Below are 25,144 nucleotides of genomic sequence, written 5' to 3' on the forward strand. Positions count from 1 at the left end.
AGATCCTATTGGGCGGTGGCGCTAAACGCGGCTTCTTCTTTGGCGGAAAGTTCGATCTGCAGATTTTGCAGCATCGTGCTTTGCTGCAAACGGGCAGGGTTTGACGCCACAGACCGATCAGAGATCAGCCGGTGCATGTCATGCAGACCATTGGCAAAGACAACCATGGTCTGCTCAGACGCTGGTTCAAAACCCTCTACTAGGCGTCTTGCGTCGCTCAGGCTGGGGGATGTTTTGGCGCAGTAATTCAGGAGCGCACTCGTCAGCGCAGTTGATGATTGCGCGGAATCCGGTGCAAAGCTGGGATCAATGCGTTGGACCTGCCCGATCAGCCTGTCGCCTTCTTCGTAAACGGTGCGCATTTCTTTCAAAGCGCTCAGTTCTTTGACCAGCCCGCCCAAGATCACAGGGTCGATCTGACTGTCGGCATTGGCCAATTCGCGGCCCGCAGTATCAAGGAACAGATCGATTACTTCGTTAAAGTGCAGGCGTATGTTAAAGCCAGACAGCTGGTCAAAAAGCTGGCCCATGTCTTTATTGCCGCGCAGCATCTCGCGATAGGTGTCACGTAGGGCGCCGGGCGCGGTTTCCAGGGTCGGGGCCTTTTCTGAGGCAGCCTCCGCGATGGCATAACCTGCGGCGATATCCCGTTTGATATCCGGGTCGTCAAAAGAACGCTCGGCCTCGTTTAGCAGGGCTTGGAATTCGGGGCTGGCATCCGTCTCTTCGAAGTAACGCCGCGCGATCTGAAGCGCTCCATATTGATGGGTGACGTCCCCATCAAAATCGCGCAAGGCCTCCAGAATGTCATCGGCTGTTGGGGATTTCCCGCCGCCGCCGCTGAGCAGATCTTCGAAGCCTTGCAGTTGGCTGACAAGATTGCGCAGCTCTGCTTCGCGGGGCATGTCTGGCAGTTTGTCGTAATATTCGGCGATCCGGGTCAGGGCTTCGATATTCACGCCAGCACCTTGCCGGATTTTCGCCTGGCCCAGCGTTTTCTTGTCCGCGAATTTGCCGACGGCATTGCCGATTTCTTCCTGGATGTCGCTTAGGTCGGAATTCTTGGGAATAGCCGTTGCTGCATCGCCCTTACGCTCGCCGCGATTCGCTTGCTGCACTTCGGCCCCAAGCTGGGACTGCACGTTGGCCGAGGCAACATTCTGTCTGGCAATGCCGAGTTCGCTCATAATTCCTTACCCTTTTGCGCCCAATGCGGGTGGCCGCGTTGGCACAGACTTTAGCGAAGGGCGCAGCGCTGATTGTGTCGAACAGTACAGCAACGCCAAATTTGCACCCTATGGTGAGGGTCAAGCGGTTCGCCGCAGCCACACCAGATTTCGACAAGACAGGCGGATATGACCCTGGCCGAACATCACTCAGAAAACGCATTGCGCGGGCAGGACCCTGCCGCCGTGCTTGCACGCGTGCGCAAGGATAGTCAGCGCCGTTCGGCGCGGTATGAGGCAATCTTTGATGAGGTCGCCAAGACCCTGGATATTTTGACCAAGCATCGCCTTTTGAAAGAGGATGTGCAGTTTCAGGGGTTAATGCAGGCCCTGATCGGCATTGAAGACGCCGATATCCTGCATGACCGTGTTCTGGCGCTTGTTGCTTACGTAAACCGCGTTTCCGAGGCGCATGGTGTGAAGCTGCAGGCGGGCATTAGCGGCCCACCCGACCCAGTTGTCCTGAACCAACGGCCCACTCACCTTGCCGATCAGGATGACGATCTTCTTCAACGGACAAGACTACAGGTAAGATAGCATGGATAATGTAGGCGACACACCAACCGGTAATGTCTTTCTTGACGCAATAAACCCGGTTACGGACCCCACCGAACCTGTCCCGACCAGCCAGATCAATGGCTCGGCTACCGGTGCCGTGTCGCCGACAAACGCTGAAATCTCTGCAGAGTTGTTCCCGGTCTTTGATGGGGTGACGAACACCTTGTCATCCAATCCGATATCCCAAGACGGGCTCACGGAATATCTGTTCCCCGGAACAACCCCCACCATGACGCCTTCCGAAGACGCCAATGGCAATCCTTTGACGTCCGAACAGCTGTTTGAAAATATCGTTTCTTTGAACGGGACGGATAATGAAGTTCCAATTGCGGATTTCTTCAACTTCCACTCCAGCCATCAGCTTGAATATGTGTTGCAATTTGGCGAAGTTGTCACCGGTTCTGTTGATGCGCGGATCCTAGAGCTAGACCAGGATGGCGTTCTTTTGCATGTTGTGGCTATTCCCGGTGACCCGCGTGTTTTCGTGCTTGAGCAATTGACCAAGGCTGATCTGGCGATCATCGCAACCGACACCGAAGAGGCGTTGGCGAACGCCATTGGCATGCTTGATCCGACGCTTCAGACCGAAATCGAAAGCGTCTTGGGTGCCGAGGCCGGGGTCGCGGCGCTGGCTGCCTTGCAGGACATCATCGACAACGCCAACGATCAGATCGACGGATATTTTAACGCGTCCAATACAAGCGATTTTTCCGCGGCAGAAATCGCGGAATTCAAGGCAGTTTTTGCCGATCAGATCGAAAATATCGAAACGCGCGCCGCTGAATCGCGGTTTTTCGCATTGGCCGAGATTCAAACGCGTGTTGAGGCTATCTTGGCCCGGGCAAATCGCGCGAATGAATTCTTTATCACCGTCGAAAACCCGCCCGAGCAGTTTATCAGAAATGGCGTTGCATTGTCCGATCAGTTCATAAACGTGAATGCGCCCGACGGGGCTGATACGTCCCAATCGGGTATTCTGGCCTCATTCAACGTCTTCATCGCGCAGGAAACCCGTATTCGTGATTTGGACAATCAACGTCTGCAGCTTGCGCAGACAGGATTACTTAGCACGGGGCGGGCGCTGGATGGGCCGAACCTGATTGCCATTTTCCAACTCAATTACAATCTGACCCGCGAAGCCGAGGTGAACGCAGAAACCGAAGAGCTGAACCAACAAAACGCGCTTTTGCAAGTCTACGCGAATATCCAGCAACTGGTGAATGATGCATTGCGCGAATTTGCGACCGGTGAAGATGGCGCAGAGGAAGAGCGAAACATACTCGGGATCAAAGATGATGATCAGGGTATCTCGACGCTAACGGCCACACAGCGAAACCTCATTGCATTTGTTGAGGACCTTCTGGTGGGTCAAAGCACAGTAAGCCATCCAATCGAAAGCCTGCGGGGAATCAATAGACCAACGCTTGATATCATTGCGAACGGCGATGGCGATGAAGAGGGTACGTTGAATACATTCTCGCAAAACGCGTTGAATATTTTCGCCAGCCAATTGGCCGATACTGTGACCCAGATCAATCAGGAAAGTCAAATTCTGACCAATGAAATCTCGAGCATCAACCGCGAACGCAACCGGAATTTTGACTTGGCCAACAACGCGTTACGCCGGTTGAATGACACGCTGCTGACGATTGCACGGGCGTAAGGGATGCGGGTTCAGAAACTAGATGTCGGCCTTGCGGAAATCTCGCGTTGGCAGGTGGAAGATGAACAACATCTGCCGCGTGATGGTGCGCTTACTCGCAAGTTCCTGCCGCAAATACAGGCGCTTGATCAGATCTTGCGGCGCCCGTCACTTGATGAACGGCTTCCAGATATGCTTGAGCCCGAAATCGTCGATCAGGATCTGCTTGATCCATCTGTCATGACCGAAGCGCGCCTTGGCGCGCTGGCGGTGTTTGACCAGGCGGGCAATCAGGCCAGTGGGCAAGCACGCCAAGCCTTGCAGCAGGTCGCGGCGATCTTGTCCGAAGAGGTGGCGCTTGACCGCGATATTCGCACAGCGCTGGCCGCGCTTTTCCGAGGGTAGGCGCATGACAGATCAGACAAAAACGCAGCCCGCATTAACCGACCGGCAGCGCGATTATCTTTTGCTGACTATCTTTGTTTTCGCACAACATGGGGATCACGCGCGGGCCAAGCAGATTGTCGATGGCATGCTGGCGCTGGGCGAACGCTCTGAAAAGGTATTCATCAGCCAGGCTGTGCTGGAATTCTTTTGCGGCAATCACGCCGAGGCGCTGCGTTGTCTTGATCATCTTGATCAGGTGGCGGGTACTGGTAAAGCGCTTGATCAGGATACAAAACGCATGCGGCAATATCTGCGGGCCAGATGTTATTATGCCAGCGGACAACAGGCCGAGGCGCAGTCGATTGCCGCCAAACTGACCGCCCCCACCCGCGAAGCCGTTCGTCAGTAACTTTGGAATGTGGATCAGATCCCAAGTATTTTCGAAAGTGTATTCAATAGCACAGCGACGGGTTCGCGCCGGGCTAGGGTAAGCTAACCCAAGAACAGGCCCAATGATGTCAATTCTCAACTTTGATTACGAAGATCCCTCTGCGTTGATTGACGAAGTCAATGACATGATGCCGATGATGGATGCGGTGATCGCGGATTTGGGTTTGTCCGATGAAACAGCTGTGCAGGCGGTGCGCGAAGGAATATCGCCGCATATCGCACTTGGGCTGAGCGATGATCATCTTGATGCGATTTTTATGACCGGGCTGAAATCCATGCAGGCGGGCGATGTCGCGCAGGCGCAAACGGTCTTTTTCAAGCTCGCGACGCTCAAGGCGATTGACTATCGGTTCTGGTACGCGCTGGGCACGACATTTCAGGTGCAGGATCGTTTTGCCGAGGCCGGGCGCATTTATATGGTGTCGCTTAGCCTGCGGGCCACGGATGTGGATGGTTATCTGCGTCTGGGTGAATGCTTGCTTGCCTCGGATGAGATGCAAGAAGCGTTGGAATGCTTTCAAACGGCTTGGGCGCTCTGCGACGACGGGCATGGCACCGATGCACAGCGCGATGCCGCAGAGCGGCTTGTCACACATATGGATGAACGGATGCAGACCGCATTGGCGGATGCTGTCCCACTGTCTTCGAAAGGGAACTGATCATGTCTGATATTTCTATCGCCGGGGCCAGTCCGGTCCAAAAGATCACAACCGAACCCGGTGCCACTGATCTGGGTCCATCGGGCATTGGCTTGGGTAGCGTCGCGCAAAACGGCGCTGTTCCGGACGCTGTAGGTCAAAGCTATCAAGCCATCACCATGAGCCTGTCAAAGTTCTTTTTGACAACATCCGGTGACAAGGTTGACATCAAAGTGGCCGAGGCGACGCTGAAGTTGAAAGAGGTTGTCGGAAAAACCGAAACCGGCGAGCTGGTCACGATGGAAGAAAAAAAGCGCCAAAATGCGGCCGAGCAGCGTGAGGCCGCAGAAGAATCCCAAAAAAGCATCGAAGAGGCCAAAGAGGCGCGCGAAAAATCAAAGAAATCTGGCTTGTTTGGCAAGATTTTTGGTGGGATTGCAGCAGCATTGTCGATTATCGCCGGGGCTATTCTGATTGCGACCGGGCCTTTTACCTTTGGCGCGACAGCCGTCTTAGGCGCTGCGTTGATTGTTGGCGGGGTGACCAGTTCGATGATGCTGATCGATCAGAAAGTCGCCGAAGAAAAAGGAACGGGTATTTTTGGCACCATTGCGACCAAGGTGATGGAAGCGCGCGGCTTTAGCGACGAAGCGATCGAAAAGAATGCCGCGAAATGGGACAAGGCGTTCACAGGTATTGCGATCAGCATCATGATCATTTCGGCTGTGGCCACCATGGGTGCAGGTTTTGCGGCCAGCGGCGCATCATTAGGTGCTGCTAGCGCGACGGCTGCCTCGGCGGGTTCAACAGCCGGTGGGGCTGCGGGGGCCGGGTCTACCGTTGCCGTCACAGCAGCCTCAAACTCAGTCAGCTGGACGGCGCGGTTCCAGCAAATCTCAAGTGTTATCGGATCGGTGATAATGGTCGGCCAATCCACCGCAAATATGTCGAGTGCAGTGTTCGGTTATCAGGCGGCGGAAGATCAAAGTAATGCGCAAAAACGACAAGCGGACAACTTGCGTTTGCAGGCATTCAATGAACTTTTGAATGATTTCATTGATCAGATCCTGGCCCGCGTGTCGGGGACACAAAAACAATTCAACGCAATGCTGGATGAGGTTGTCACGTCAATCAAAGATCGTGGTGACACTTTGGCGCGTGCCAAATTCAGCGGGTAGAGGAAGGCGAAAACATGGATATCAACACACAAAACCAAGCCAATTATGCTGGCGGTTTAAGCGCCCAGCAGCAGGCAAACACAGCCAATGCCCAAGAGACCCAGGTTTCGCAGGGCATTCAAGCCATCATTGATGGCCTCCCAGACGCACAACGCGAGCGGTTTGAGCTGGTTGTCAAGAACCTAAGCTTGACGCCAGAGGCACTGGCTAGGCTCGGTTTGGACCCCGAGGTCGAAGCCACAGTCAAAAATGCACAGACGGCGCTTAGTGAACGAAGCAATTTTGATATGTCGAGCGTCCTGGGCCGTGCCTTGGTTGAGTTGGGCGCGCTGCAACGAAAAGAGGCTTTGACTGACCGTTTGAATGCCCGCGAAGCGGCAAAAAATGAGTTGAAAGCAGCAGCGGGCGAGCTGGATCGTGCGGCCAAAGCGACGATTGCTGGCGCGATTACCAATCTTGTGATGAGCGTTGTTAGCGTGGCGATCTCAATGGCTTTTGCAGGGCGTTCTGGCGCAGCTATGGCCGGTGCAAAAGGGGACGCTGCAGTCAATGCTGCCGCCTCGAAAGCGCAGACAATCAATATGATGGGCGGCGCAGTCAATGGTGTGTCAACAAGCCTCGGCGGTGTTGGTCAAGCGTCTGCTGATGCGGCGTCGAAAAACTTCCAGGCCGATCAAAATAGGCAACAAGCAGATGCCGAGGTCACCAAAAGCGAAGGTGAGCTGGAAGCGAATGAGCAGCAGGCCTTGAACGAATTCCTGAGCCAAATCATTCAGTTCATCAAAGAGCTGCGCGATGCCGAGGTCGAGCAACTGGCCGTTGTTACCCGTGGCTAACGTGGCCTTTCCCTGGATGGATTTGCAGTGACACAGGCTTTCCGACAAACCATTGCGGAACTGTGGCGGCGTGCGGAACTTGGCACGCCGCTCTTTGCCGCTGATGGGTCAACATCATTGAATTTTGACGATGTCACTTTGCAGCTGACAACCTCCCCAAATGAGGAAGAGCTGCTGGTTAACGCCGATATCGGCCCCCTTACGGATGGGCTGGCGGCTGACGCGGATCGTCTGCAAAAAATCCTTGGGCTGGGCTTTGCGTTTCTGGCGACGCATGACGTACTTGTGTCGCTGGATCGGGACCGTCTTGTCGTCAGCGGCAGCTACCCTTTGCGCGCGCAGGATATGGCGCGTCTTTCAGATATTTTGTCGGATGTTGTGTCGGCGGCAGAGACATTAGCGCGGCTGATGGATCATCATGCAAGCATGCCTGTACAGGATACTGAACCGGCCGGATATGATCCGGGCGTTATGATTTTCCAGCCCTAGAACCACCACAATGACAACCGCATCGCAAAAGCTGAGCTGGATATGAATATGATTGATAGTAACGAACAGGGACAGACAGACGCGCCAGCGAGTGCGCTGTTGCTGGATGGTGCATTCGCCAAAGAACTGGGTCTGGGCACACGGGAACTGGACACGGCCCTGGCCGCTGCCAATGCAAAGTTGCAAGCAGGCAACCATGACAAGGCGCTTTCGATGTATGCCATGCTGGTTCTATGCCGTCCGCAGAACGTGAATTATCAATGTGCCTTGGCAAATTGTGCGTTGAAAATGCAGGAATATGAGATGGCCTTGCAGGCTGCATCGGCGGCTGTCGCGCTCGATCCGCGTGATTGCAGGGGGTATTATCTTTCGGGTGCCGCTTGCTTTGGCCTGGGCCATCTTGATGAGGCGCGCGAAGATATCGCCGACGCGCTGTCATTTGCCGAAGGCAGCCCCCATCGCGACGTTCTTGAAGCCAGCCGCCGGTTAGACATGCAATTGAACGCAAGCCTTACCTGATGGTTGATCTGAACGATGATCGCAATCCGGTCGGGCTTAGCCCGGATGCCACCAAGGTGGCTGCGCAGGTTTTTGCTGCCTGCACCAAAAAGCTGGGTGTTGATGGCAGCAAGATTTTCCAATCCTTTCTGGATACCGGATCATTCAAAGAGGCACTGGGCGTCACCGATGCTGCCATCGAAGGTCTTTATGGACGCGCCCACCAGCAATTTCGCATTGGCCAATATGACCGCGCCGAAGAGATTTTTCGCACCCTTTGCGCGCTAGATCGGTCGCGCAGCGACTTCTGGGTAGGTCTTGGCATCTGCTACCGGGTGCGCGGCGATGATGATGCGGCGCTGCGCATGTTTGATTGCGCCGCCAAACTGGTGCCATCATCGGCCATCCCGCATTTCCACCGGTTTGATATCTTCATGCGGCAGGAAAAATGGGCAGCTGCGGCACGGGCCTGTGCGGCTTTTGAGGCCAAGAGCGACGGATCCGAGCATGAAAACATCGGCAAAACATTTGCAAAGCTGAAAACAGCGCTGGAGATCCGGCGCGGCTGACATGGAACCCGATCACACGATATCGCAATGGTTTGCCGCGATGATTGGCCGGCAACAGCCAGATGACGCGGTGCAGGTCGACGATGCCTTCGCCATATCCGACCATGTGCATTGGGATGATGAAGCTGCCCATGTCTTGCGCGACGTTGTCCAGATTTTGCTACGCCCGCCGCAGTCGGAAAATGATCTCAGCCTTACCGAAAGCCTGCCGTCGCCATCGCCCGCAATGCTGACCCAATCGGCACAAACCGAAACCAATCATCTGCTTGCCGATATGCTGGGAAACGTCGCGGCGGGTGCATCCACATCCGAGGCCGTCACACCCTATGTCCAGATCTCGGATGGGGGGCCTGGTCTTGCCATTTATAACGCGGCCTTCATTCCCGGGTGGCCCTTGCCCGCTTTCGCCAAAAACCCCAGCGAAGGCGAGGCGCAAGCCGCTCAATATGTCCGCAACGAAGCCGAGGTGGTGGCCTACCTGACCGAACAGGGCCTCAACAAAGATCTTCTTTCCAAGGTATTGAAGACCTTCAAGACGGCGGCAGATCGGGTTGGATTCTTGCTGTGGCTCAGCACGTTGATTTCTTTGGCTACTGCAACCCTGCGGACCCTCAGCAAAGAGGCGCAAGGGCCGGCCATGGACCCAGATGAGGCCGATACCAAGGCAGATACAGCCGCCCGGACCGGCCGACGGGTATTTAGAATTTAGACGCAAGAGTACTGTTCGGCACACTCCACGATATTCATCCAAGTTAAGAACAACCCACAGATAACCGCAAGAAGGTAGAGACGATCATGAGCACATTGGATGGGGCAGGGCTTTCAACTGTTGTAAACCCGACGTCTTTGCCGGTGGACACATCTACCCCGCAGGCAGAGGTGACCGATAACGTGATCCCGGACGGGGCTGTGCCCAGTGCGGGAAACACAAGCGGGCTGCTTGCTAATTTCCTACCTGCGAAGACATTGCTGGATGCGCTTGGTCTGTTGCGGCCTAGTAACCAAGGCGACAGCGAAGTGTTGATTGCGCAGGCTTATCTGACAAATGAACGTCTCGGCGATGAAAGCGAAAGCGCCGCGGCGTCGGCGCTGGGCTCGATGGCCGCCGCGCAGTCCAACCTTCTGGAATTTTTCCGACTGCAGCTCGCTGCGCTTGAAGCATCGAACCGGGTGGACAGGGAAACGATTGCGACCAACAGCACAACGATTGACCAACTGAATACTGATATTGATCAGGCCTCTGAGCAACTTCAGGAATTTGAGACTGAACAGCGAGATCTCAACGAACAGATTGCAGCGCTTAAAGATATTGACCCGCAGACCGAGCAAACCGCCGCCGACATCGTGGCGCTTCAGCAGCGGCTGGACGGCGTGAACAGGCAAGTCACGGATGCAACGACAGCGTTAGAGGGGCTGCGTGATGAGCGCAGGCAGCTTGAAACACAAAACACGGGCTTGCAAAACGATATCGATCAGCGCCAAAGCAGCATCAATAGTCAGACCGCCCTTGTCTCGGTCATCACCATCACGCTTGAGCGTTTTGTCAACGCCACCCAAGGGGTGAATAGCGACGTTGATGAAGCGCAGGACGAGGTCGTGATTGAAGCCGCTGAGGTCTTGCTCGAGGAAATACTGCCCGAGATGCAAAGAATTTTTGAATCCGACATCGAAGATGCGGGTCTTGAAGAAACGATCAGCAACACAAGCCTTGATGACCGTGAGGTTGCCGATGCGAATATCATCGCTTTTGGGCTGGTGGGCACCTTTCTCGAGGCGCTTGGCGTGTTTTTGCAACTGGCCAATCTGCAGCAGCTCGATTTGGACAGCACAGCCTTTGGGAACAACAAAAGCCAACGGATGCAAATTTCCGTTTGATCCCCGCGCATTTCATGTGGCGCATCCACGCCCTCAAGAAAGAAGAAATTCATGTTAAGAGAAGACGCAACGCTTGCGCTGGATGCATTTTCTAAGAAAGTGGGCATCGACGGGCTGCGCTTTGACCAAAGCGGCACAGCTCTATTGGCGTTCGGCGATCATCAGGAACTGATCCTTTACTACGCCGAACCGTCCAATGAGATCCAAATTTGGTGCCCGCTCAGCGATCTGATGTTGTCTGGAAAGGCGGATTTTGACAACGCGATGATGCAGCACTTGCTGGAAAAGAACTTTCCTGCAACCACGTTGAGCGGGTCATATTTTGCCGTTGATGGTGAGCTGGGCGTCGTTCTTTTGGGCCGCGCCGTAAGTGTCGATGTCCACAATCTGGATCGGTTTGTTGAGACAGTCACAGCGTTTGCCCAGCAGGCGCTGACAATTGCAGGGACCATCGAAAATGATGTCGCAGCGGCCTTTGCTGCGCGCGATACCGGCGGTGCGATGGATAACGACACCCCAATCATAAAGGCTTAGGAAGATGGCAAACACACCAATCGGGCTTGGCCCAAACACGCCGATATCGGGATTGTCCCAATCAGCTGACGTAAAAGCTGGTGATGATCTGCGATTCCGCTCGCCCGACAACAAGGGCAGTTCAGTAGCCGAGCTGTTGCGTGGAAAGCTATCGCAATTCCGCGCAGGCACTGCGGCACCGGCAAATTTAGCTGTGAATTTCCAACCGCTGGCCAATCCCAGCGCGGCGACACTTGGGATCATGGGCCGGTTGCAAAACGGTATCTAGGGTCAGAGCCCTATCTAGCTGCCAAAGCGGAACGCCTGCTTTGGCTGATCTTTCTTCGCCGCTTCAACCCGGTGATCACCCATTTCCATGTCGATCACACCGTGATCCAGCGGGCCCTGATAAAGGCTGCTTTTGTTGTGGGAGACCCAGATCAGAATCTCGGCTACCACATCAAACAGCTCATCCGGGACATATTGATCGACATCGGTATCGGCAAAAAGGCTACGGGTCAGCGGCACGTTGCGGAAAATCGGAACGCCCGCAGACTCGGCCTGACCGCGCAGGAAATGGGCGTATAGATTGCGGCCCTTTGCAACGACAATGGGCAGCGGGTTCACATCAGGATCATATTGGATCGCGACGGCAAAATGGGTTGGGTTGATCACAACAGCGGTTGATTTCTTAGCCCGCTCGCCGCCATCGCTCATGGCGAGTTCCTGGGCAAGCTGTTTGCGTTGGCCTTTGATGATCGGATCGCCTTCACTTTCCTTGAATTCGCGTTTGACCTCTTCTTTGGTCATCATCAGGCTTTTGGTGTGTTGTTTGCGTTGAAACATGAAATCCAGCACAGCAACGATGACAAAGGCCAGGGCCGACCAAAGTAGCGTCTGCGCCATGACCTGGGCGGTTACATCAATGATGCAAACCATGCCGCAGGCCACCGTATTCAGATAGGGGCCCAATGCGTCGCGGACGACGATGAACAAAAGAACCGATAGCAGAACGATTTTGAGGATCGATTTGAAAACCTCAAACAGCTGCTTCATTGAGAAAATACGCTTAAACCCCTTCATAGGGCTGATATTTTCCAGCTTCATGGCGACATTATTACCCGCAAAGATCGTACCGAATTGCAGATAATTGGCAAAGATACCGGCGACGATCACCACAACCAGTAACGGGGCAATAATCGCCACGCCTTCGTTAAAAACGATGGCCATGCCAAGAAAGGCGGCGGTTTGGAAATCGACCGTGTAAAGGGCGGTGATCTGGTCGATCGCGGCAACCAGCCGGTCAAATATGGCCCCCCACATGAACCAAAGATACGCGATAGCCGTCATCAGTGACGCGGTGGTGACGACCTCTTGACTGCGGGCGACCTGGCCTTTTTTCCGGGCGTCGCGCTCCTTTTTGGGGGTTGGTTGTTCTGTCTTTTCACCGGTGGAATTATTGCTCATGGGGCACCCCCCTGATTTTCCCGCAAAATGCGGCCGCTTTCCAGGATGGTGTAAAGCGCCTCGGTCCAGGTTGCGAAGAAGGACTGTTGATCAGTTGCATAGGGGAAAAGTAGGCTGCAATAGAAGATCAGGATCACAATGGCGACGCCGCTTTTGATGGGCATGGCGAGGATGAAAACCTGGATTTGCGGCGCAAACCTGCTGACCATGGCCAGTGCAAATTCTGAAAGGAACATGATCGCGACCACCGGGGCGGCAAGCACGAACATCATGCGCATGGCGTGATCAAAAATCCGCAGGATCAATGCGGGAAACTCAGGCGACAGGATCGGCAGCGCCTCGGTCACAGGCCAAAGCGAGTAGCTGGTGTACAGAACCTGCAAGATGATCAGCATCCCCCCGATTGAGAAGAAATAGGTGACAAACGCCTGCGAAAAGAGGTTCCCCAAGGGCGATGTCTCGGTGCCCTGAAGCGGGTCGATGCTTGAAGCAATCGCCGCCCCCCGTTGGTTGTCAATCAAATCGCCAACGGCTGTGATCATCCAGAAAATCCAGCCGACCATGTAGCCAAAGACAAAGCCAATCGCGAATTCCTTGGCAAAGAAATAGGCGACGCTGCCCAGCGTGCGGTCAATCGTGTCCGCATTAACCAGATTAACCGGAACAATGGGCACGCAAAGGATCAGGATCGTCGCGTTTCGCGCCAGGCGGGGCACCGCGCCTGGGCTGAGGATCGGGGCGGTGATCAGAAAGCCGTAAATCCGCGGGATCGAGATCAGCAGCGCCAGCAGATAGGTTTCGAATTGCAGGAAAAGCCCGACCAAGACCTCCATCGGGCTAGCCTGTCAGCTCGGGGAAGGTCGTGAACAAGGTCATTGTGAATTGCAGTATTTCCGAGCCCAGAAACCCGGCCGTCGCGGCAATTGTGATCGCCACGGCAATCAGTTTGACAGCGAAGGACAGCGTTTGCTCCTGAACCTGCGTCAGCGCCTGCAGCAAGCTAACGAGAATGCCCACAACCGATGCCACGATGATCGTGGGCATGGACAGCACCATCACCAGGATCATCGCTTCGGTTAGCGCATGTAATGCGTCACTTGGCGACAAGGCTTACCCTTTCTCACACATAGGTCTGGACCAGGCCCAAGATCAGCCGCGACCAGCCATCGACCATGACGAACAAAAACAGCTTGAAAGGCAGCGAAATAGTCAATGGCGATACCATCATCATGCCCATGGCCAGCAGGATGTTTGAGACGATCAAATCGATAGCGACAAAGGGCAGGTACAGCAGAAAGCCGATCTCAAACGCCTCGCGCAGCTGCGAAATCGTGAAGGCAGGCAGCAACACCACAAGCGAGTTTTCATCAACCCGTTCTTGCATTTCAGGGGGCCACAGATCTTGGGTGGCGCTCAGGAAAAAGTTTCGTTCCAGATCATCTGCGTGGCGGTCCAGAAAGGCGACAAGCGGCTCTTTACCGGCTTGAAAAGCGGCTTCGAACCCCGCCACATTGTTGAAATCGAAATTCCCTGCGATCATGATGTCATAGGTCGCGACGGCCACCGGGGCCATGATGTAGCCCGTCAGGATAATGGCCAGCGCATTGATCGCCATATTGGGCGGGATTTGTTGCACACCCAGGGCATTGCGCACCAGCATCAGGACCACGGCGATCTTGATGAAGGATGTCGCAACAACTGCCAGAAACGGCACAATCGCCGCTCCGGCCAGTATCAAGATAAGATTAAGCGGATCCATCGGGGTCTACGATCCCGGCTCTTGGGTTAAAAGCTGATTGACCCGAACGGCGAGCCGATCATCGATCTGCACGATCTCGCCCGACGCTATGGTCTGCGCGCCTGCACGAATGGTCACTTGTAACCCGTCCGCAGTCAATTGGTGGGGCAGAGGCACAATTGCGCCGGTCTGTAGGCTTTCCAGCTCAGACAATGTCATGCGCGTGGTGCCGCATTCAAATATCAGCATGGTTGACACAAGCGATGCCATGTCCGGCAGCGCTGCATCTTCATCGGCTTGTGGCGCCACAGGGTCGCCGGGTGCATTGTCCATCGCGTGCAACTTTCTGAAATTTTCAAAGGGCTGGACCGTTTGGCAAAGCCATCCATCCTCTGCCGGTTCAAAGTGGTAGATGCGGTCTTCGCAGCGCAGGATCAGGTCGGCTGTTGCGGGGTCTTCCAGCACGATAAAATCGCCGATTTCTAAACTGCGAACCTGATCCAGTTTCAATGCAGCCCGTCCGATCAGCCGATGCAGCGGAACGTCCAGCCTGTCGCGCAAACCGGTCAAAACCGTATTGGGGGTATGCAGCTTGCCATTCAAAAAAGCGCAAATATCGGTCGCACTGGCCCCGATCGAAAAGAAGACCGGGCTTTCGGCAAGCCCATCCAGCGCGGCGGCAAACCATTGCAGCTGCCCCATATCCGGGCCGTCCTGCGTATCTGCGCCCTCAAACGTCATGCCAGCGGTAAGCGCGGCCGGAAAGGCCTGCAAAAGAAACACGGCAGAGCCTTTGTAGATAGCATCCGCCACAGCGGGGGGCAGATCATTTGCCGCTTCCAGATCGAAATCGACCCCCAGCAATTGGGCAAAGGGAAAGGCATCCAAATGCAGAAAAAGCCGTTGCCCATCTGCTGCACGCAATTCGTGCATTGGGCCGGTGATATGCGGTGCGCCAATCGGGCTCAGCCGTAGGCTGGCCCCTGTTCCGGCAAGCGGCAAGGGTGCGCCCATATGGTTCATGGCCATGTTCCAAAGCGGCAGATCGCTTGGCGCGACCCCGCTGTCGGGCGGTGTCCAATGTTGCGCGGTCATAACTTGTCTTTGTCTGATGAAAGAAAGTGCAGCAGGGGCGAAGCCGCGCCGGACTTTGCCTGTGTTGGGCCAGCCTCTTCGACAGGATCGGCAGCATCTTCCAGCCTCTGGGCGACTTTGATCGTTTTTGCCGGATAGCGGTTTTGCAAAATCTGCGCGAGGTTCAGCGCGGCCTGTTTGATATCATGCGCTGCCTGATCCACGCCGCGCACGACCGTCACCGTCAGAACACCCTCATTCATGACCACCTGCACTTCCTTAAGCCCGGTTGATGCATCAAGCGGGATGGACAAGGACACGGGTAGCGGTGTGACGACAGGACCAGAGCGTAAAGCGGCGTCCATCTGCCGCGACACCAATTTAGCAATCTCATCAGTCTTGATCTGTTGATTGGCGGCTGTAGCCGCCTGCAAAACCGGCGCTTCTTTGGCGGCCGCCTTTTCGGGGGTCAGGGTGACCAATACATGGGTTTGATCATCGCCCGTGTCGCGGCCCGGGGTGTCATCTGTATCCTGTTGCCCGCTATGGCGGGGCTGTTCAGGCGTGTCTAAAAGCTGTTCAAGCGCGTTTTGGCTGACCAGAACCGATGAATTGGAACGGCCATGCCCACCCGCACCATGATTGGTCTGACCGCGTTGATGCTGGGTTGCGCCGCGGTTTAGAAAATCACCTGACTTGGTTTCGACCGGCTTGCTGTCCTTGTTGGTCACAACCGGTGGCACTTGGGGTTGGCCATTGATCGTTGTCATATGCGGATGCCCTGCTTCTTTGAGAACAAATCTTCGATTTCGGCGTCTTCTTGCGCTTCGATGGCCTGCAATTGCTGTGTGATCAGGTCCGATTTGATCGTGGTGAATTTCTCAAGGTCGCGCTGTGCTATTTGGTACTGCACACGCGCTTCATCGCGTTCTGTTTCACATCTGATACGGATTTGAGTCAGGCGTTCTGCCTCGTCCTCGTGGTCTTGATGTTCGGCCTGAAGATCCAAAACTTTTTGCTTGGTTTCGTCGATCCTTTCGACCGGGACGGGTTGTTGCATGATGGCGTCATAAAGGGCCGCTTCCTTGGCGGGCAGGGCCGCGCGGCTTTCGGCAACGACACGTTTTTGGGCCGCCTCTTGGGCCAGGGCCGTCTCAACGGCGGCCCGTTTGGCACGCAGGGCCTTCAGCTTGTTTTGCTCATGCAGGCCTTTGACATGGCACAAGGTCTTGAACTGGGTTATCATGCCGCCACCTGCCGCAATTTCGCGACGACATCATCGAAACTGTCAAATTCGTCGGTGCGCTGACGCAAAAACGCGTTGATATGGGTGTTTTTGTCGATGGCCCGGTCAGATTTCGGGTCGCTGCCACGTTGATATTCGCCGATCTTTACCAACAGTTCGACATCTTGATAGGCTGCCAGCAGGCTGTTGACTTCACCGGCCGCTTGTTTCTGGTCGTCTTGAACAACAATATCCATGACCCGGCTTTTTGACGCCAAGACATCAATCGCGGGGTAATGATAGGCGCTGGCCAGTTTGCGGGACAAAACGATATGGCCATCAAGGATCGAGCGGGTTTCGTCAGCGACAGGCTCGTTCATGTCATCGCCTTCGACCAGCACGGTGTACATTGCCGTGATAGACCCCTTGTCGTTCATGCCCACCCGCTCCATCAGCTTTGGCAGATTGGCAAAGACAGAAGGGGGGAAGCCGCGCCGGGTTGGCGGCTCGCCCGCGGCCAGACCGATCTCACGCTGCGCGCGGGCAAAGCGGGTGACGGAATCCATCAAGAACAGAACTTTTTGGCCCTGGTCGCGGAAATACTCGGCAATTGAGGTGGCAACAAAAGCCGCCTTCGCCCGCTCCATTGAGCTTTTGTCGGATGTCGCAACCACCAGAACGGTGTTCTTCATCCCCTCGGGACCAAGGTCATGTTCGATGAATTCGCGCACCTCGCGGCCACGTTCTCCGATCAGGGCAAGAACGGTGATATCAACCGCCGCCCCTTTGACCAGCATCGACAGCAAGGTCGATTTCCCGCCACCGGCCGCTGCAAAAATACCCATCCGCTGGCCTTCGCCAGTAGTCAAAAGCCCGTCAATCGCACGGATGCCGGTCGGCAAGGGCGTGTCGATGATCCGGCGTGTCATCGGATCGGGGGGATCTTGGTAAACTGGATAGGTGGTTTCGGCGACAAAGGGGGTGTCTTTGCCATCGATGAAATTGCCCAACCCATCAAGCACGCGCCCGCGCAGCCCTTGACCGACAGGGACGCGTTGTACGCGGCCAGTTGGGTAGACTTCAGTCTTTGGCGCGACACCCTGTGTTTCGCCAATGGGCGACAGAAGGGCCTCATTGTTCAGAAAGCCAACCACTTCGGCCAGCAGCCGCGCGCCCGTCTCGCGGGTGAATAGTTCGACAATCTCGCCGACCTGCACATCTTTGACAACGGCATGGATAATCGTGCCAATTACCTTGGTAACGCGCCCGCTCATCGCATAAAGATCGTTTTCGGCAATGGTTTCGCGCAGCGCGCCGCTGAAACTGCCGATGCGTTTGCCAATCAGGTCAAGCCGCGCGGCACTCACATCTTGGATATCTTCAAACGGGGCCTGATCAGTCATGAACGCCCCCGGTTGCGAGTGCTGGATCAGCGGCGCGGTTGGCTGCAACCTCGGTCAATGCGTCGTCCAGATGGGTCAGCTTGGCATCCAGATCACAATCGATCCGGCCAACGGCCGTTTCAATAATGATGTTAGGCGCGCGAAGCGCCGGGTCTTCGACGACATCCATGAACTCAATCGCCGGGAAGGCGGCCATCAAAGCGTCAATCCGTTCGCGTAATGTGTCAGCCAACGCCTCGGGGACCCGGATCTGCACGCGCTTTTCGCGGCGGACCTTGGTCAGGCCGCTTTGGATCAGCGCCTCGGCCAGGCTGATATCATCAAAACCATGCACGATCTTGCGGACCGATACCAAAACCAACCGCGCGAGACTTTCTTCGATCTCTGACAGATGTGCATCCAGCGTGGCATGTTCTGTCAACAAACGCTCTAGCGCGGCCTGCTCGGCGGCCTTTTGGCCTTCGGCGAACCCACGTTCGCGTTCAGCTTCCAGATGCTGTTTGGCTTCTTCAACAATTTGCGCGGCCTGTGCTTCAGCACTGGCAACAAGATCATTGGCAGCGGATAGCTTGGCGGCTTCAGAGGCCTTGATCAGCCCCGATCCTTGCGGCAACCGAAAGCCTAGTTTTTTAAAACGGTAGATATCCATCAGGCCCGGCCCATCGCGGCTTGCGGACCCTTGGCGGCCAAAAGCCGTTGAAACGCGCGTTGCTGCGCGGCCTCTAGCGGCGGATGGCCACTGATGAAGGACTGCGGCAACCGCCAGGCAAAAATCTGGGCAAGGCCCGTGTCCACATCATGCAGATAACGATGCACCAGACTGGCGCCCATCCCCAGCGTTGGGTGGTCTGCGTCAGGGTCACCTGCAAAATAGTTTTGCAATGAAGGATCTGCCATTTCAGCGTAAAAGAACGGGGCCTCACGCAGGGCCGTATTGTAGGCGGCATCGCCCAGTATGGCGGCGACGCGTTCCCGGTCGGTCTTTAAAACGCAGTTGCGCACGGCATGTTGCAACTTGACGGCGGTGACCTGACGCAAAAAACCCTCGATGATATCCAGCGGTGCGATGACCAGATCGCAGGCATCGCGGGTCGCAGCCGTTGGGTGCAGATCAAGCGTTGGCGTTCCCAGATGCCCCGCAATGGCGGTATTCATCGCCTTGTTGATCCCCGGCACACGGCAAAGGCCCTTTAGCTGGGCATCATCCAGACCAGAGACGGCAGCAACGTGATCGGCATGGAAAAACTGCACTGGATTAGCCAAAACAGCCGCCAGCTGCACCAGCTGTTTCAGCGGCGGGCTGTCTGCCGCAGGATCATCAATAGGATGATTGATATGGGGCATGGCATTCATTCTGATGGGGTTGCTTGATCAGCCAGGGCAAGCTCGGCGGTGCGCCGAGCCTTGCGCGCCCGTGAAAAACCCAAAAGGGTCAGCAGGTTTGTGACAACCAACAGGACAAGCGCGATGGCTGCGCCGCCGATGGCCCACCAAAAGATCTGTGCGTCCGCCTCACGTATGCCCAGACCGGGGACGATTTCGACAATGGGCGATGGATCATTGCGAACGGTGATATTCGGGCGCTCAGCCTCGACCAGCAGGACAGTCACATCATCATAGCCGACGCCCTCGATAGAGCTGCTGACAAGGCGGCGGATTTGCGGTGTGGCAAAATCCAGATCGACACCAATACGGTGTTTGATGAAAACGGCGGCCGAGGACGGGGTCAGCTCTTCGCCAAAATCGGGCTCTTCGGGCAGCACGATATGCACGCGGGCGGTCAGCACGCCGTCGATCTCAGTCAGGGTACGCGACACCTCTTCGCCCAACGCATAGACAAAGCGAACACGCTCTTCAAAAGGCGATGACATGATGCCGCTTTTCTCAAATACGGTGCCCATGGTTTCATGGGTTTCGCGGGGGAAGCCATTTTGCTTGAGCACATCAATCGCGCGGGGCAGGTCAGATTCCTCAACCCGCAACGTGACGCCCTCATCGCCAAGATACTCCTTGGTCACTTCGATATTGTTTGAGATCAAAACAGCGAGCATTTCATTCGCCTCGCGTTCTGACAGATTGCGATAAAGATCAGTCTTGCACGCGGATAAAACGAGCAAACAGAGCAGAAGAAAAACGCGCCGCATATTGTAAAACTCCAGCAGGCCGCAGCCTTATTGGCCCTTCATCAATGTATCGAAGGTCTGGGTTGATTTGCCGGCCAACTTGGATGTGACATCCATCAGCATGGAATATTTGACCACTTCAAGCTGCAAATTGATCAGTTCAGAGGTGTTCGTCAGCCGCGCGCCTGCGGTGTCGGCAGGGGTGATGCCGGTGACGGCCTGCTCTTGTGCGTCAAAGACGCCGCGCAGCTTTGACAAACCATCAATAATGCCTTGCCCGGTGCCGGGGGCTTCGACAGCGGCGGTCTTGATTTCACTGATTGCGCCAAGAGGATTTTCAAATGTTGGCGGGGTGGCTTGGACGGTATTTCCATTCACCGGCTGGATCTGATCCGCCGGTGTCGCCTGAACCTGAACGAACGTCTCAGGGCGGGGGGCTGCATCAATCTCAAACGCGGCATTGATGCCATCAGTGGCGGAAAAGGCCACGGGCTCTGGCGCGGGGATATCGGCGCGGGCCATGGATTGTTCAAATCGCAGAACAGATTGGCTTTTAGCGCCTGCCGGGTTGGTCAGATCGGCGGTGTTGATCCCGGTGCTGGTTCCCGTAACATTGGTCAGTGATGCGGCTGATATGGACATGGATGTTTCCAGATGGCGTTAATGTTGCGGTGCGTTTGCAGCAACCGAGTTGAGCGTGTCAGCAGCGATGCGGGCAAAGGGCGTATCGGCGCTGGTATCGATGACCGATTGCAGCAGTTTCTGGCCCTTCTTCACCTCGGACGCCTGAACCAGGGCGATGCCCAAAAATGTGTTGACCGCGTCGCTGGGCGGGGCGGTTTGCAGGGTTTTCACCGCCGCAGCAGGATCGCCATTCAAGATCTCGACCATGCCCAGACCCAAGTAACCGGCCTCGCCTTCGGGGCGCATGGCCTTGACGCCGTCAAAGATCGCAACCGCATGATCCTTCAGCCCGCGTGAGACAGCGATAAAACCGATATCGGTCAGCAGTTTCAGGTCTTCTTGCTCTAATAACTCGGCCATTTCGGTTCCTAACGTGATGAAACAGCGCTGGGTTGGTGGGGCGATTTTGGGGCCCGGTGCCATCCCGGCGCTGGTCGTTAAGTTCCTCTAGCAACCATCCGAAAGCCGATGTGTACAATTTGGTACACTTCGGGGGCGAATGATGGCCTAGGAAGCAGTTGCGCCTGATCATGGGTGCCGTGCGATCCCAAACTCAGGCCGTCACTTCATGTTGAAATTTCTGAATATGCTGTCCAAACGTAACGACGTTGTTCTGGCATTTCTGCTGATCTGTATCGTCTTCATGATGATCCTGCCCTTGCCCACAATCGTGGTCGACGTGCTGATTGCGGTGAACCTGTGCCTGGCGGCGATCTTGCTGATGGTGGCGGTCTATATCTCGGATGTTGTGCGCTTTTCTGCGTTTCCATCGATCCTTCTTTTGACCACGCTTTTTCGGCTGGCGCTGTCGATCACCACAACCCGGCTGATCCTTTTGCAGGCGGATGCAGGCGAGATCGTGGACACGTTTGGGAACTTCGTTGTCTCAGGCAATCTGGTTGTCGGGGCCGTGATCTTTTTGATCCTGACCATCGTGAATTTTCTTGTGATCACCAAAGGGTCCGAGCGCGTGGCCGAAGTGTCGGCCCGCTTTTCGCTTGATTCGATGCCAGGCAAACAGATGTCGATCGATTCCGACATGCGCGCCGGAATGATCGAAATTGACGAAGCCAAGAAACGGCGCGGCAAGCTGGAAAAAGAAAGCCAGCTTTATGGCGCCATGGATGGGGCGATGAAATTTGTCAAAGGCGATGCGATCGCCGGGCTGATCATCATCGCGGTCAATATCATCGGCGGTGTGATGATCGGGACCTATCAGCGCGATATGACCATGGGCGAAGCGCTGGATGTTTATGCGATCCTGACCATCGGTGATGGGCTTGTGTCGCAGATCCCTGCACTCTTCATCTCGATCACGGCGGGTTTCATCGTCACGCGTGTTGCGTCCGAAGAAAACGAAGACCTTGGCAGCGACATTGCCACGCAGATCGTCAGTGAACCTAAGGCGCTTTTGATTGCATCGGGTATTTTGGTGGGCTTTGCATTGGTGCCTGGTTTCCCAACGATAGTGTTCCTGGTCCTTGCGATACTTTGTGCAGGCGGCGGTTATCTGATCATTAAACGCAACGACCTTGCTGCCAGTGCGGGCGGCGGGGCCAATGAAATGCCTGCCTTTGCCCCGGCTATTCAACCACATAACACGCCGCCCTCATTTCCCGATGAGGGCGACGATTTTGAAAAAGTCGAACCTGTCACTTTTGCGCTGACAGTGCCACTGATCGTCGACATTGCCTCTAGCGTGCGTGCGGCCATCCGCCCCGAAAAGTTGGATAATGAGGTGGCCCGGGTCAGACGCGCGCTTTATTTCGATCTTGGGGTGCCATTCCCGGGTATTAATCTGCGACTGAACGATAATCTGAAAGATGGCGAATATCGGATCATGGTGAATGAAATTCCGGTCGCCGCAGGCCAGGCGCGGCCGGGTTTTGTCATCGTACGCGAAACCGAGGCCAATTTGAAAATGTTCAACATCCCCTATGAGGTGGGTGATGACTTTCTGCCAAACACGCCCAGCTATTGGGTCGCTATGAAACATCAGGGGTTGGTCCAGCGGGCGGGCATTCAGGTGATGACGCTTTCTTCGATGCTGACATATCACTTGGCGCATGTGTTGAAAAACAACGCGGCAGAGTTCATCGGCATTCAGGAAACCATGTACCTGATGAACCAGATGGAAAAGAACTACGGGGAACTGGTACGCGAGGCGACACGGGCATTGTCCATCACGACAATTACCGACGTGCTTCAGCGGCTGGTCAGTGAAGAGGTTTCAATCCGGGATATGCGCACGATCCTCGAAGCTCTGGTTGAATGGGGGCAGCGCGAAAAAGACCCGATCATGCTGAACGAACATGTGCGCAGTGCGCTCTCACGCTACGTGACCTTTAAATTCTCCGGCGGGCAGAACATCATTCCGGCTTATCTGTTGTCGAAAGAAATCGAAGATGAGGTGCGCGGTGCGGTGCGTCAGACTAGCGGGGCGTCCTATTTGGCGCTGTCACCGGATGTGCACCGGCAGATCATCACAGCGCTCAAAGCGGCGACGGGCAATCTGGCAACCCATGCCACCAGCCCGGTCTTGCTTGCGCCGATGGACATCCGACGCTTTATGCGCAAAGTGGTTGAGCGGGATTTTCCAACGCTACCGGTGCTGTCCTTTCAGGAACTGACACCAGACGCGAATATTCAACCGCTTGAGCGGATCAAACTTGGCACGTCCGCACCCGAGCAACTTTCATCAGCATCGTGAGAGCCAGCGTTACGGGCCTCGCGGACATTGATTTTCAACGGTTTCGGCGCGGTCGGATGCGCCGAACAGAAAATTTCGAAAAAAATCCGCTTTGTACAGAATAATACAGTTTGCCCGTGCGTAGACATCTAGAACAGCGGGTGTTTGCGCGCCAACCAACGAGGAACTGAAATGGAAAATCCAGTATCAACCAGCCCCCGCCTTGCTGTCATTCTTGAGAACCCTGCATCAACAACCGATGCGGCGATCCAGTCGGAAGAGGCAAATCCAAACGCACCGGCATCCAGCGATGCCAAGGCGCGTCAGTTTGCCCAGATGTTGGACGACCAACAGCAGGTGACAGAGCTCGAGATCAAATATGAAACCGCCCTGTTCGATCCCGCGCAGGACATTGAAATTAACGCAACCTATTCAGAGCCCGGAAAGACGGCGCAACTGTAATTGGTTTAGGTAGGTCTTATTCAACATGGGAAAGCATGTGATAGATTGGTCTGAAGAGTTCTCCGCGCTGCCGCAGCCGGTCAAGGACTCTATCTTTCAGAAATCTGTTACACGGACTTTTTCGAATAATGGGATCATCTATTTTCAGGAAGACGATGCAACCAGCTTTCACTTTGTGATTTCGGGTCATGTACGCCTGTCCTATTTGATGGAAGACGGAACCGCCATTCTGTATACAATCGTTCCGCCAGGTCACAGCTTTGGGGAATTGGGCGTCTTTGATAACGGCCAATACCCCGATACCGCATCGGCAATTGGAAAAACCCAAATTTTGTCAATCAAAGCGGATTCGGCGGCGGCAATGGATATGAATGGCGGGCACCTGCAGGGCGCCTTAAGTAAGCTCATCGCAAAACGCTACCGCACCTATATTGACGTGACCAAAAGTCTTTATCTGAAAAGCTTGCAGGCGCGTCTTGCCCAGTCACTGTTGCGTCTTGTCGACAGTTTGGGGGAAACCACAAATTACCAAGGAAAAAAGGTCGCTTGCCTTGGTTCTGCCGTGAATCAAAGCGATCTTGGGTCCATGGCGCGCGGGACACGTGGGAACATAAACCGCACTCTGAAAGGGTGGGAGGCTAATAATTGGATCGCGATTGAAAGTCGAAAGATTCTAATTTTGGACCGCCAATCAATTATTGATCTGACATTCGACGAATAGGGTCGATGAGAGGAATGAAGAATGAGTGACGCGTTAGATTTTGGAATGACTGACTTGGAAGAGCGTCTGGCGTCAAATGAGGGCGCTGAAGTGAAAACGGAAATTCTCGGCAAACTTGCCATGACAGGTGAAGACATCGCGCAGAAAATAAATTCCGGTTTGCATCCGGATGAATTCAAAAAAGCACAAGCTGTCTATCAGGCGCTTGCGGCTGCACATGAAATTGTAACCGTATTTCCGACAAAAAAGCCGGAATAAGACTTAAGCAGAAAGGACCAGACAATGGGAACAGTATCAGACTTTGCAAATGTTGCGACCGGCGCACGCGCCGCGCCGGATTTTGCCAATCCGGGGACTGACATAAACCGCGAAGGTTTTGATTTGATTTTCCGGCAGACCCAATTGCAGGAACAAATGGCGAGTATTGAAGACGATATTCGTGAGATTGAACAAAATACCAACCTGTCCGACACGGAAAAGATGTTTTCGATGCAGATGGCAATGAACGCGTGGTCCGCGATCACCAACCTGCGGTCGAACATGCTGAAAAACGTGTCAGATTCACTGAAAACGATCGCGCGTAACGTCGCCTAAGGCGATCTGCCACCTTTTGGTGGCAGCAGGATGATCATTTGGGGTGCCTTCAGGGCTCTCTTATCCTGCGCCTGTTGCCCAGTTGCGAAAATGCGTGTCCAGACA

Annotated in this window: 33 protein-coding genes; 19 read left to right on the forward strand and 14 right to left on the reverse strand. The window is 55.0% G+C overall.

Going from position 1 to position 25,144, the window contains the following annotated elements; all coding sequences use genetic code 11:
• Positions 1 to 5 precede the first annotated feature (5 nt).
• Entirely contained in the window at positions 6 to 1,187 is a 1,182-nt protein-coding gene (locus AABB29_RS08670; protein ID WP_341367308.1) for an HrpJ domain-containing protein, read from the reverse strand.
• Positions 1,188 to 1,355: 168 nt separating this feature from the next.
• Here AABB29_RS08670 and AABB29_RS08675 point away from each other — a divergent pair, with 168 nt between their 5' ends.
• The 14 genes from AABB29_RS08675 (at position 1,356) to AABB29_RS08740 (ending at position 11,148) form a co-directional block, all read left to right on the forward strand.
• Positions 1,356 to 1,763, forward strand: coding sequence for a hypothetical protein (locus AABB29_RS08675; protein WP_341367307.1), 408 nt, complete (start codon positions 1,356 to 1,358; stop codon positions 1,761 to 1,763).
• A 1-nt stretch (position 1,764) separates the two neighbouring features.
• Positions 1,765 to 3,447 (forward strand): hypothetical protein, encoded by a 1,683-nt coding sequence (locus AABB29_RS08680; RefSeq protein ID WP_341367306.1) that lies wholly within the window; start codon positions 1,765 to 1,767, stop codon positions 3,445 to 3,447.
• Between the two features lie 3 nt (positions 3,448 to 3,450).
• Positions 3,451 to 3,831 carry a hypothetical protein gene (locus AABB29_RS08685; protein ID WP_341367305.1) on the forward strand — a complete coding sequence of 127 codons (381 nt, stop codon included), beginning with the start codon at positions 3,451 to 3,453 and terminating at the stop codon, positions 3,829 to 3,831.
• A 4-nt stretch (positions 3,832 to 3,835) separates the two neighbouring features.
• Positions 3,836 to 4,222, forward strand: a complete 387-nt coding sequence (locus tag AABB29_RS08690; RefSeq protein WP_341367304.1) for a hypothetical protein — start codon at positions 3,836 to 3,838, stop codon at positions 4,220 to 4,222.
• Positions 4,223 to 4,325: 103 nt separating this feature from the next.
• The gene (locus AABB29_RS08695) at positions 4,326 to 4,922 is read left to right on the forward strand and encodes a hypothetical protein (protein WP_341367303.1); all 597 of its coding nucleotides are present in this window, start codon (positions 4,326 to 4,328) and stop codon (positions 4,920 to 4,922) included.
• 2 nt (positions 4,923 to 4,924) lie between these two features.
• A complete protein-coding gene (gene sctE, locus AABB29_RS08700; protein WP_341367302.1) occupies positions 4,925 to 6,079 on the forward strand; it encodes a type III secretion system translocon subunit SctE in 1,155 nt (384 codons plus the stop codon).
• Positions 6,080 to 6,093: 14 nt separating this feature from the next.
• Positions 6,094 to 6,915, forward strand: a complete 822-nt coding sequence (locus AABB29_RS08705) for a hypothetical protein (protein WP_341367301.1) — start codon at positions 6,094 to 6,096, stop codon at positions 6,913 to 6,915.
• 27 nt (positions 6,916 to 6,942) lie between these two features.
• Positions 6,943 to 7,404 (forward strand): type III secretion system chaperone, encoded by a 462-nt coding sequence (locus tag AABB29_RS08710; protein ID WP_341367300.1) that lies wholly within the window; start codon positions 6,943 to 6,945, stop codon positions 7,402 to 7,404.
• Positions 7,405 to 7,452: 48 nt separating this feature from the next.
• Positions 7,453 to 7,923, forward strand: a complete 471-nt coding sequence (locus AABB29_RS08715; protein ID WP_341367299.1) for a hypothetical protein — start codon at positions 7,453 to 7,455, stop codon at positions 7,921 to 7,923.
• Entirely contained in the window at positions 7,923 to 8,471 is a 549-nt protein-coding gene (locus AABB29_RS08720; protein WP_341367298.1) for a tetratricopeptide repeat protein, read from the forward strand. The genes AABB29_RS08715 and AABB29_RS08720 overlap by 1 nt, the downstream gene beginning before the upstream one ends.
• A gap of 1 nt (position 8,472) precedes the next feature.
• Positions 8,473 to 9,180 carry a hypothetical protein gene (locus AABB29_RS08725; RefSeq protein ID WP_341367297.1) on the forward strand — a complete coding sequence of 236 codons (708 nt, stop codon included), beginning with the start codon at positions 8,473 to 8,475 and terminating at the stop codon, positions 9,178 to 9,180.
• A gap of 86 nt (positions 9,181 to 9,266) precedes the next feature.
• Positions 9,267 to 10,346, forward strand: coding sequence for a hypothetical protein (locus tag AABB29_RS08730; protein ID WP_341367296.1), 1,080 nt, complete (start codon positions 9,267 to 9,269; stop codon positions 10,344 to 10,346).
• A 51-nt stretch (positions 10,347 to 10,397) separates the two neighbouring features.
• Positions 10,398 to 10,880 (forward strand): type III secretion system chaperone, encoded by a 483-nt coding sequence (locus tag AABB29_RS08735; protein WP_341367295.1) that lies wholly within the window; start codon positions 10,398 to 10,400, stop codon positions 10,878 to 10,880.
• A 4-nt stretch (positions 10,881 to 10,884) separates the two neighbouring features.
• Positions 10,885 to 11,148 (forward strand): hypothetical protein, encoded by a 264-nt coding sequence (locus AABB29_RS08740; RefSeq protein ID WP_341367294.1) that lies wholly within the window; start codon positions 10,885 to 10,887, stop codon positions 11,146 to 11,148.
• A 14-nt stretch (positions 11,149 to 11,162) separates the two neighbouring features.
• On the opposite strand, the gene sctU is transcribed toward AABB29_RS08740, so the two are convergent.
• The 13 genes from sctU to AABB29_RS08805 are packed head-to-tail and all read right to left on the reverse strand — an operon-like array spanning position 11,163 to position 20,933.
• Positions 11,163 to 12,326, reverse strand: coding sequence for a type III secretion system export apparatus subunit SctU (sctU, locus tag AABB29_RS08745; protein WP_341367293.1), 1,164 nt, complete (start codon positions 12,324 to 12,326; stop codon positions 11,163 to 11,165).
• Entirely contained in the window at positions 12,323 to 13,159 is an 837-nt protein-coding gene (gene sctT, locus AABB29_RS08750; protein ID WP_373636879.1) for a type III secretion system export apparatus subunit SctT, read from the reverse strand. Before sctT ends, sctU begins: the two co-directional genes overlap by 4 nt.
• A gap of 4 nt (positions 13,160 to 13,163) precedes the next feature.
• Positions 13,164 to 13,433, reverse strand: a complete 270-nt coding sequence (gene sctS / locus AABB29_RS08755) for a type III secretion system export apparatus subunit SctS (protein WP_341367291.1) — start codon at positions 13,431 to 13,433, stop codon at positions 13,164 to 13,166.
• A gap of 13 nt (positions 13,434 to 13,446) precedes the next feature.
• On the reverse strand, positions 13,447 to 14,085 hold the full coding sequence (sctR, locus tag AABB29_RS08760) for a type III secretion system export apparatus subunit SctR (protein ID WP_341367290.1): 639 nt from the start codon (positions 14,083 to 14,085) through the stop codon (positions 13,447 to 13,449).
• 6 nt (positions 14,086 to 14,091) lie between these two features.
• Complete coding sequence (locus AABB29_RS08765) at positions 14,092 to 15,159, reverse strand: FliM/FliN family flagellar motor switch protein (RefSeq protein WP_373636880.1); 1,068 nt, start codon at positions 15,157 to 15,159, stop codon at positions 14,092 to 14,094.
• Positions 15,156 to 15,908 (reverse strand): hypothetical protein, encoded by a 753-nt coding sequence (locus tag AABB29_RS08770; protein WP_341367287.1) that lies wholly within the window; start codon positions 15,906 to 15,908, stop codon positions 15,156 to 15,158. Before AABB29_RS08770 ends, AABB29_RS08765 begins: the two co-directional genes overlap by 4 nt.
• A complete protein-coding gene (locus tag AABB29_RS08775) occupies positions 15,905 to 16,384 on the reverse strand; it encodes a YscO family type III secretion system apparatus protein (protein WP_341367286.1) in 480 nt (159 codons plus the stop codon). The genes AABB29_RS08770 and AABB29_RS08775 overlap by 4 nt, the downstream gene beginning before the upstream one ends.
• On the reverse strand, positions 16,381 to 17,766 hold the full coding sequence (sctN, locus tag AABB29_RS08780; protein WP_373636881.1) for a type III secretion system ATPase SctN: 1,386 nt from the start codon (positions 17,764 to 17,766) through the stop codon (positions 16,381 to 16,383). Before sctN ends, AABB29_RS08775 begins: the two co-directional genes overlap by 4 nt.
• A complete protein-coding gene (sctL, locus tag AABB29_RS08785) occupies positions 17,759 to 18,415 on the reverse strand; it encodes a type III secretion system stator protein SctL (protein WP_341367285.1) in 657 nt (218 codons plus the stop codon). Before sctL ends, sctN begins: the two co-directional genes overlap by 8 nt.
• Positions 18,415 to 19,110 carry a hypothetical protein gene (locus AABB29_RS08790; protein ID WP_341367284.1) on the reverse strand — a complete coding sequence of 232 codons (696 nt, stop codon included), beginning with the start codon at positions 19,108 to 19,110 and terminating at the stop codon, positions 18,415 to 18,417. The genes sctL and AABB29_RS08790 overlap by 1 nt, the downstream gene beginning before the upstream one ends.
• Before the next feature lie 5 nt (positions 19,111 to 19,115).
• The gene (sctJ, locus tag AABB29_RS08795) at positions 19,116 to 19,910 is read right to left on the reverse strand and encodes a type III secretion system inner membrane ring lipoprotein SctJ (protein WP_341367283.1); all 795 of its coding nucleotides are present in this window, start codon (positions 19,908 to 19,910) and stop codon (positions 19,116 to 19,118) included.
• 27 nt (positions 19,911 to 19,937) lie between these two features.
• Complete coding sequence (gene sctI / locus AABB29_RS08800) at positions 19,938 to 20,531, reverse strand: type III secretion system inner rod subunit SctI (RefSeq protein WP_341367282.1); 594 nt, start codon at positions 20,529 to 20,531, stop codon at positions 19,938 to 19,940.
• Positions 20,532 to 20,549: 18 nt separating this feature from the next.
• A complete protein-coding gene (locus AABB29_RS08805) occupies positions 20,550 to 20,933 on the reverse strand; it encodes a hypothetical protein (protein WP_341367281.1) in 384 nt (127 codons plus the stop codon).
• Between the two features lie 208 nt (positions 20,934 to 21,141).
• Between AABB29_RS08805 and sctV the strand changes: the two genes are divergently transcribed.
• From sctV to AABB29_RS08830, 5 genes are all read left to right on the forward strand, one after another.
• On the forward strand, positions 21,142 to 23,283 hold the full coding sequence (sctV, locus tag AABB29_RS08810; RefSeq protein WP_373636882.1) for a type III secretion system export apparatus subunit SctV: 2,142 nt from the start codon (positions 21,142 to 21,144) through the stop codon (positions 23,281 to 23,283).
• A 171-nt stretch (positions 23,284 to 23,454) separates the two neighbouring features.
• On the forward strand, positions 23,455 to 23,724 hold the full coding sequence (locus AABB29_RS08815; protein ID WP_341367277.1) for a hypothetical protein: 270 nt from the start codon (positions 23,455 to 23,457) through the stop codon (positions 23,722 to 23,724).
• Between the two features lie 25 nt (positions 23,725 to 23,749).
• Positions 23,750 to 24,445 carry a Crp/Fnr family transcriptional regulator gene (locus AABB29_RS08820; RefSeq protein WP_341367276.1) on the forward strand — a complete coding sequence of 232 codons (696 nt, stop codon included), beginning with the start codon at positions 23,750 to 23,752 and terminating at the stop codon, positions 24,443 to 24,445.
• 21 nt (positions 24,446 to 24,466) lie between these two features.
• Positions 24,467 to 24,703: an EscE/YscE/SsaE family type III secretion system needle protein co-chaperone gene (locus AABB29_RS08825; RefSeq protein ID WP_341367275.1), complete on the forward strand. Its 237-nt coding sequence runs from the start codon at positions 24,467 to 24,469 to the stop codon at positions 24,701 to 24,703.
• Between the two features lie 24 nt (positions 24,704 to 24,727).
• A complete protein-coding gene (locus tag AABB29_RS08830; RefSeq protein ID WP_341367274.1) occupies positions 24,728 to 25,039 on the forward strand; it encodes an EscF/YscF/HrpA family type III secretion system needle major subunit in 312 nt (103 codons plus the stop codon).
• Positions 25,040 to 25,144 lie beyond the last annotated feature (105 nt).

The organism is Yoonia sp. BS5-3 (genome assembly GCF_038069655.2).
Lineage (GTDB): Bacteria > Pseudomonadota > Alphaproteobacteria > Rhodobacterales > Rhodobacteraceae > Yoonia > Yoonia phaeophyticola.